Below are 8436 nucleotides of genomic sequence, written 5' to 3' on the forward strand. Positions count from 1 at the left end.
GGGGGCGTGTACGCCGCCGCCCCTGCGGGCCCGGGGCGGGGCCCCCCGCGGGGCGGTCCCCGCGCCCCCGCCCGGCCCACCCCCCCGGGGGGGGGGGGGGTCCCCCAGCGGCCCCCGCCCCGCCCCTGTGTTGCGCTCCCGGGCGCGCCGCCCGGCCCGCCCGGGAGGCGCCGGATCGTCCTAGATCAGCCCGTCGGAGAGGTGGTTTGCGGTGCCGAAGCGGTGCGCGGTGATGCTGACCGCCTGCTCGTGCAGGAACGGCAGCAGTTCAACGCGGCCGGCCTCGGTCACGGGGTGGGTGTAGACGGCCAGGTCCGGACGTCCGCCGGTGGCCTCGGCGAGGGCGACGGGGTCGCCGCCGATCAGGCGGATCCGCGGCACGGCGAGCTTCGGCGCGGCGGCAAGGCGCCCCGCCGAGGCCAGCCACGCGGCGTCGTCCTCCACCGTCGCCGAGATTCCCAGCCCGGCGAGCACGGCCTGCAGCTGGGCGGGCAGCGCCGCGGCGCTGGAAACCGTAAGGGTGGACCCGGCGCGGACGCCGGCGGCCAGCACGCGGACCAGCTCGGCGAGCGGGCTGCCCGCGGAGAGCCGGACCAGGACCGGCAGCGGCCGGTAGCGGAAGACGTTGCGCTCCGCGCTTAGCCCGGAGACGTCCTTGGCGGTGCCGAACTCGTCGAACCAGGCCTGCGCGTCGGAGGCGAGGGAACGCTGCAACGGGGCGACGTCGGCGGCGGCCAGGAAGCCCTTGGCGGCGTCCTCGATCCGCGCCACCTCGGGGCTCAGCGGGCCCGGGGCCGCGGTGGCTTCCGTACTGGCCCAGTCGCCCAGCCCGGCGAGGTAGTTGGGGCCGCCAGCCTTGGTCCCGGCGCCAACGGCCGACTTCTTCCAGCCGCCGAAGGGCTGGCGCTGCACGATCGCGCCGGTAATGCCGCGGTTGACGTAGAGGTTTCCCGCCTCGATGGTGTCCAGCCAGAGGGCCAGTTCATCCGAGTTCAGCGAGTGCAGCCCGGCGGTCAGGCCGTACTCGGTCTGGTTTTGGATGGCGATGGCCTCCTCCAGGGTGGCGGCGGTCATCACGCCCAGTACCGGCCCGAAGAACTCGGTGAGGTGGAAGTAGGAACCGCGCCGCACGCCGGAGCGGACGCCGGGGCTCCAGAGCTTCCCGGAGTCGTCGAGCTGCCGCGGTTCCACGGCCCAGGTCTCACCCTCGCCGAGCGTGGTCAGGGCGTTCAGGAGCTTGCCGCCGGCGGGTTCGATGATCGGGCCCATCTGGCTGGCGGGGTCCTCCGGGTAGCCGACCTTGAGGGAGGTGACGGCGTCGATCAGCTGGTTGTGGAAGCGCTTGGAAGTCGCGACGGAGCCCACCAGGATCACCAGCGACGCGGCCGAACACTTTTGGCCGGCGTGGCCGAACGCGGAGTAGGCCACGTCCTTGGCGGCCAAATCCAGGTCGGCGCTGGGGGTGACGATGATGGCGTTCTTGCCGCTGGTTTCGGCCAGCAACGGCAAGTCCTTGCGGAACGAGCGGAACAGTTCGGCCGTCTCGTAGCCGCCGGTAAGGATGACGCGGTCCACGGCCGGGTGGGAGATCAGCTGCGTTCCGAGCTCCCGTTCGCCCAGCTGCACCATGGTCAGCACGTCGCGGGGGACGCCGGCCTCCCAGAGCGCCTCGACCATGACGGCGCCGCTGCGGGCGGCCTGCTTGGCGGGCTTGATGACGACGGCGGAGCCGGCGGCCAGAGCGGCGAGCGTGGAGCCGGCGGGGATGGCAACCGGGAAGTTCCACGGCGGCGTCACGACGGTGAGCTTCGCGGGGACGAACGTGGCGCCGTCGACGTCGTCGAGCTTCCGCGCCGATTCGGCGTAGTAGTGGGCGAAGTCGACGGCCTCGCTGACCTCGGGGTCGCCCTGGTCGATGGTCTTGCCGGTCTCGCTGGCCATGACCTCGAGCAGTTCGGCCCGGCGGGCTTCCAGCGCGTCGCCGGCGCGGTGCAGGATCTCGGCCCGCTCGGCGCCGGAGAGGGCGCCCCAGGCCTTGCCCTTGGCGACAGCGGTGTCGATGACGGCGTTGAGGGTGTCCTCGTCGGTGATGGTGGCGGCCTCGACGGCGGCGTTGCCCAGGGTGGAGCCCGGCACGCGGTCCAGGATGGCGCGGCCCCAGTCGCGGTTGGCGGGCAGCGACGGGTCGGTGTCGGGGGTGTTCCGGAAACCCTCGCGCGGCATCGGTTCGGCCGGGAGGGCGCGGTTCTGACGGCGGTTCGGGGCCGGGACCTCCTCGTCGAGCGCGGCCAGGGAGGCCAGGAAGCGCTGCTTCTCCCGTTCGAAGAGCTGCTCGTTCTCGGAGAGTTCGAACACGGCGGACATGAAGTTGTCCTGGCTGGCGCCCTCCTCGAGCCGGCGGATCAGGTAGGCGATCGCGACGTCGAACTCGGCGGGGTGGACCACCGGGGTGTAGAGCAGGAGCGAACCGACGTCCTGCTTGACGGCCTCGGCCTGGCCCTGCGCCATGCCGAGCAGCATTTCGAATTCGATGCCCTGGTGCCCGGCGTCCGCGAGGCCGCGCTTCTTGGCCAGCAGCCAGGCGAAGGCGATGTCGAAGAGGTTGTGCCCGGCGACGCCGATCCGGACGTTGCGGATCCGGTCCCGGTGCAGTGAGTAGTTGATGACGCGCTTGTAGTTGGTGTCCGAGTCCTGCTTGGTGTTCCAGGTGGCCAGCGGCCAGTCGTGCAGGGAGGCCTCGACCTGTTCCATCGGCAGGTTGGCGCCCTTGACCACGCGGACCTTGATCGGGGCGCCACCGGTGGCGCGGCGCGCGGCGGCCCAGTCCTGCAGGCGGATCATGGCCGAGAGGGCATCCGGCAGGTAGGCCTGGAGCACGATGCCGGCCTCGAGGTTCTTGAACTCGGGCTTGTCCAGGATCCGGGTGAAGACCGCGATGGTCATGTCCAGGTCCTTGTACTCCTCCATGTCCAGGTTGATGAACTTGGCCTTGCCGCCGTTGGCCGCGAAGGACGCGGCGCGGGTGAAGAGCGGGGTGAGCTTCTCGACGACGTGCTCGACGGCCTCGTCGAAGGCCCAGGCGGAGTGCGGGGCGACCGTGGAGGAGACCTTGATCGAGACGTAGTCGACGTCGGGACGGGCCAGCAGCGCGTGCGTGCCCTTGAGCCGGCGGGAGGCCTCATGCTCGCCGAGCACGGCCTCGCCGAGGAGGTTGACGTTGAGCTTGATGCCGTCCTTGCGGATCTTGGCGATGGCCGGGCCCAGCTTGGCGTCGGTGGCGTCCACGATCAGGTGGCCGACCATCTCGCGGAGCACGCGGCGGGCCACCGGGATGACCACCTGCGGCAGGGCCGGCGCCATGGTTCCGCCGAGGCGGACGGCGGCGCGCATGTACCAGGGCAGGAAGGCGGGGACCTTGGGGGCCAGGGCGGCGAGGTTGCGGGCGGCGACGTGGAGGTCCTCGGGGCGGACGACGCCGTCGACGAACCCGACCGTGAAGCCGAGGCCGTTCGGGTCCTTCAGCACGCCGGCGAGCTGCTGGGCGGACGCGTCGACGGGAACCTTGGAGGCGGCGGTGAGCCAGCGGCGCACCAGCGCGATGCAGTCATCGGCCAGGGCCGCCGCTTCGGCGACTGTCGTGGCCGCGGCGGCGGTGACGGCGCCGGTTTCCGTGGAGGTGTGGGTCATGGTGGCACTCGGGCTTTCTCAAGATGTGGACGTTTCTTCCCATCAGTATGCGATTCGTATCACGTAAGATAAAGCGACGTTTTCTGAGGATTACTGGTTAGAAAAACCGCATCTTTGAGCCGCCCTCCCTCACCTCCTGCACTCCCCGTTCCGACGCTCCCTCACGTCCTGCCAACAACGACGGAACCCTCCCGCAGAAACTGCGGGAGGGTTCGCCGAAACTGAGGAAGCGTCCGCCAGCAACGCGCCGAAACTGCGGGAGGGTTCGCCGGAAGCGCGCCGGATCTGAGGGAGCGTCGGGTGTGGCGGCGAGGTGAAGGCGCCGCGGGTCAGCCGACGTGCCGGTGCTGTTCCACCGCCTCCTGGTGCCGCGGGCTCGCCGGGTTCATCAGCGAGTGCTTCCGGCCGTAGCCGAAGTAGATGCACAGACCCACCACTAGCCAGACGCCGAAGCGCAGCCAGGTCTCCCAGTGCAGCTGGGCCATCAGGAAGGCCGAGGCCAGCATGCCGAAGAGCGGCACCACGGGCATGAACGGTAAGCGGAAGGTGCGCGGGGCGTCCGGGCGCTTGTAGCGGAAGATGATCACCGAGAGGCAGACGACGACGAACGCGGCCAGGATGCCGATGTTGGTCAGGTCCGCCACGGCCTTGATCGGGAACACCCCGGCCAGCAGGGCGGAGGCGACGCCGGCGATCCAGGTGACCCGCTGAGGGGTGCCGTGCCGGTCCGTCTTGGCGAACCAGCCCGGGAGCAGGCCGTCGCGGCTCATGGAGAACCACACGCGGGTGACGCCGAGGAGGAACGTCAGCATCACGGTCAGGATCGAGAGCACGGCGAAAACGGAGATGATGGTGGCGATCACCGGCAGGCCCACACCGTTGAAGGCGGAGGCGAAGCCGGCCTTCGGATCAATGTCCTTGTAGTTCTGCATGCCGGTGAGGACCAGGGTGGCGGCGACGTAGAGCAGCATGGCGATAATCAGGGACAGCACGATCGCCTTGGGCATGTGCTTCTTGCCGTCGGTGGCTTCCTCCGCCGCGGTACTCATTGCGTCGTAGCCGAACACCGCGAAGAACACGGTGGCAGACCCGGCCAGCACCGGACCGAAGCCGCTGGGCATGAATGGGTTGTAGTTATTGGTGTTGATGTAGAAGATGCCCAGTCCGATGATGAATAGGATCAGGACCACCTTGATGGCAACGGCGATCAGCTCGAAGCGTCCGAAGGCCCGGGTGCCGCGGGACAGGATCCAGGTCACCAGCAGGCAGACCAGGATGGCGGGAATGTTCACCACGCCGCCCTTGCCCTCGTCCACGGTGGAGGTCATCCAGACCGGCATGTGGATCCCGATGCCGGAGAGGAAGGCGTCGAAGTAGCCGGAGATGCCGATCGCCACCACGGCCACGATGGCGATGTATTCCAGCAGCAGGTCCCAGCCGATGAACCAGCCGATCACCTCGCCGAGCGCCACGTAGCCGTAGGTGTAGGCGGAGCCCGCGCGCGGGATCATGCCGGCGAATTCGGCGTAGGACAAGGCGGCCGCCGCGGAGGCCAGGCCCGCGATCAGGAAGGAGAACAGCACCGCCGGCCCCACCCCGGGCTCGCTCTCGCTGCCGTGCGCCACGAGGCCGGCCAGGGAGAAGATGCCGACGCCGATGATGCCGCCCACGCCGATGGCCGTCAGTTGCCAGAGGCCCAGGCTCTTGAACAGGCCGCTGTGCTTGCTTTCTTCCTCGATGTCGTCGATCGGCTTGCGCCGCATGATCGATCTGGTCAGGTCGCTGGTGCTCATTCCGGTCTCCTGCGTCGGGTGGACCCCGCCCCCGCCGGCGGCGGGCACCCGTGGTGGGGGTCACATGATTGACCCAGTATGCAAGCCGGATCCCATTAGATAAAGTGACTTCTCCTAACCGATAAACATTAGAATTCACAAGGAATTGTCATGCTCGATGTCCGGCGGCTGCGGCTGCTGCGCGAACTCCAGATCCGCGGCACCCTGGCCGAGGTGGCCGAAGCGCTTCAGTACAGCCCGTCGTCGGTCTCCCAGCAACTGGCCCAGCTGGAGAAGGAAGCCGGCGTCGAACTGCTCCGCAAGACCGGCCGCCGGGTCCAGTTGACGCCGCAGGCGGAGGTCCTCGTGGCCCACACGGCCCAGCTGCTGGAGACGCTGGAACAGGCCGAGGCGGACCTTGCCGCCTCGCTGACCACCGTGACCGGCACCGTGCGGATCGCCGTTTTCCAGTCGGCCGCCCTGGCGCTGATGCCGGACGCCCTGACCCGGATGACCGAGAGCTATCCCGAGGTCCGGATCGAGATGACCCAGCGGGAACCGGAGACGGCGCTGCACGAGACCTGGGCTCGGGACTTCGACCTGGTCATCGCCGAGCAGTACCCCGGCCACGCCGCGCCCCACTACGCCGAACTGGACCGGGTCAGCCTGACCCGGGACGCCATCCGGCTGGCCGTTCCGCCGGCCGCTCCCGGCCGGCCCACGGCGGCCTCGCTCGCGGACACCGCCGGCATGCCGTGGGTGATGGAGCCGCGCGGCGCTGCGTCCCGGCACTGGGCGGAGCAGGCCTGCCGCAGCGCCGGCTTCGAACCCGACGTCCGCTTCGAGACCGCGGACCTGCAGGCACAGATCCGGCTGATCGAGTCGGGCAACGCGGTGGCACTGATGCCGGACCTGGTCTGGACCGGCCGGGGCACCACGGCCCGGCTGATTGAACTGCCGGGCCGGCCCTACCGGACGGTCTTCACCTCGGTCCGGCGCTCCAGCGCGAAGCGGCCGGCGATCCTGGCCGCCCGCGAGGTACTGGCGCGGACGGCGGCCTCGATCTCGCCGACGGAGTGAGCGGCGGCGGATACGAACCGCACGGCCACGGGGGTGTTCCCTGGCTCACAGCGGGTCAAGCGCCCCGGCGCTAGACTGAAGCTGTTATGAATCGCACAATGTTCAAGTCCAAAATCCACCGCGCCACGGTCACCCACGCGGACCTTCACTATGTCGGCTCGGTCACCGTGGACCTGGACCTGCTGGAAGCGGCGGACATCCTCCCGGGCGAGCTGGTGTCCATTGTCGACGTCACCAACGGCGCGCGGCTGGAGACCTACACCATCGCCGGCGAGCGCGGTTCGGGCGTCATCGGCATCAACGGGGCCGCCGCGCACCTGATGCACGAGAACGACATCGTCATCCTCATCACCTACGCCCAGATGACCACCGAGGAGGCCAAGGCCTTCACGCCCACCGTGGTCCACGTGGACCGGGACAACCGTGTGGTGCAGATCGGCAACGACCCCGCAGAAGGCCACACCGCCGGGATCCTCCGGCCGCCGCATGCGCTGAACAACGCCGCCCTGAGCTGAAGCCGCCCCGCCCCCTGACCCCGGAACCGGCCGGATGCTAGGCGTCCTGGCCGGCTTCTTCGTGGTCTGGTCGATCATCCTGGTCGGCATGGTCGTCGGCCGCCGCGGCATCCTCGGCGAGAACGCCCGCTCCGTCCTGAGCGCCCTGACCTTCTTTGTCGCCAGCCCCGCCCTGCTGTTCGAGACCCTCAGCAAGGCCAGGCTCAACGAGGTCTTCGCCGCCCCGCTGTTGGTCACCGCCGTCGGAGCCGTCGCCACCGCGGCGCTATATTTCGCGCTGGTCCGCTTTGTGCTCAAGCGGCCGCTGCCGGAGGCCCTGGTCTCCTCGATGAGCGCTTCCCTGGCCAACTCGGCCAACCTCGGCATCCCCATCGCCGTCTTCGTCCTCGGCAACGCCGGGTACGTCGCCCCGCTGCTGATCTTCCAGCTCGCGTTCTTCACGCCGCTGTTCCTGATCCTGCTGGATGCCACCACCAGCGGCCACCGGACCACGCCGCTGAGCTTTCTGCTGATGATCCTGCGCAACCCGATGATTGTCGGGTCCGCGCTCGGGTTGGTGGTGGCGGGTACCGGCGTGCAGATCCCGGAGCTGGTGCTGCAGCCCATCCATCTGATTGGCGGCGCCGCGATCCCCGCCATGCTGCTGGCCTTCGGCATGAGCCTGAACGGCTCGCGGCCCCTGCACGCCGCCGCGGGCCGCCGCGTGGACACGGTGCTGGCCAGCTGTTTCAAGCTCGTTGTGCACCCGGCGCTGGCGTTCCTCTTCGCCCGCTTCGCCCTCGGGCTGGACGGCCAGGCACTGTTCGCCGTCGTCGTCACCTCCGCGCTGCCCACCGCCCAGAACGTCTTCGTCGTCGCCACCCGCTACCGGACCGGCCTCACCGTCGCCAAGGACACCGTGCTGATCACCACGGTGGTGGCCGTCCCCGCCATGATCGGGGTGGCCCTGCTGCTGGCCTGAGCGGCGTGGCACCCCGGACGCCCGACCCGCCGCCACTAGGCTGGTGACGGCCTTTCGCGGCCACGCATCAGGCAGCACACCGGGGGAAGCAGGATCATGGGCAGGAACGACGACGGCGCACGCGCCGCAGCCAAGGGACGCCGCGGCGTCATCGACTGGATCGCCTGCGGGGTCGCGGGCCTGGTGCTGGTCTCCACCACCGCGTGCGGCGGGCCCGCCCCGGCGGCCGCCGACGCCGTCCCGGCAGCGGTCCACACGACAGCCGCCACCAGCGCTGCCCCCTCCCCGACCGCCACGCCGTCGCCGTCGGCGGACCCGGAGAACCCGCTGGACCCGGACACCGTCCCGGCGGTCGGCGCCTCAGGGGCCACGGCACCGCACGGACAGCCCGCCTTCGCCAGCAAGGCCCTGGACGTGCTCG

At 70.0% G+C, this 8436-nt stretch carries 5 protein-coding genes and 1 pseudogene; 4 read left to right on the forward strand and 2 right to left on the reverse strand.

Annotated features, from left to right (window positions below):
* Positions 1-180: 180 nt before the first annotated feature.
* Together AB0305_RS21760 and AB0305_RS21765 are read right to left on the reverse strand one after the other, a co-directional pair.
* A complete protein-coding gene (locus AB0305_RS21760; protein WP_364134553.1) occupies positions 181-3687 on the reverse strand; it encodes a bifunctional proline dehydrogenase/L-glutamate gamma-semialdehyde dehydrogenase in 3507 nt (1168 codons plus the stop codon).
* A gap of 329 nt (positions 3688-4016) precedes the next feature.
* On the reverse strand, positions 4017-5480 hold the full coding sequence (locus tag AB0305_RS21765; RefSeq protein WP_290256436.1) for an amino acid permease: 1464 nt from the start codon (positions 5478-5480) through the stop codon (positions 4017-4019).
* A 150-nt stretch (positions 5481-5630) separates the two neighbouring features.
* On the opposite strand from AB0305_RS21765, the gene AB0305_RS21770 reads away from it, so the two are divergent.
* The 4 genes and pseudogenes from AB0305_RS21770 to AB0305_RS21785 all read left to right on the forward strand — a co-directional run.
* Positions 5631-6539, forward strand: a complete 909-nt coding sequence (locus AB0305_RS21770) for a LysR family transcriptional regulator (protein WP_364134556.1) — start codon at positions 5631-5633, stop codon at positions 6537-6539.
* Positions 6540-6625: 86 nt separating this feature from the next.
* Positions 6626-7054: an aspartate 1-decarboxylase gene (panD, locus tag AB0305_RS21775; protein ID WP_364134559.1), complete on the forward strand. Its 429-nt coding sequence runs from the start codon at positions 6626-6628 to the stop codon at positions 7052-7054.
* 34 nt (positions 7055-7088) lie between these two features.
* Entirely contained in the window at positions 7089-8015 is a 927-nt protein-coding gene (locus AB0305_RS21780; RefSeq protein WP_364134562.1) for an AEC family transporter, read from the forward strand.
* A 96-nt stretch (positions 8016-8111) separates the two neighbouring features.
* A pseudogene (locus AB0305_RS21785) lies at positions 8112-8436 on the forward strand (deoxyribonuclease); the annotation flags it as partial.

The sequence above is a fragment of the Arthrobacter sp. NPDC080086 genome (assembly GCF_040702285.1).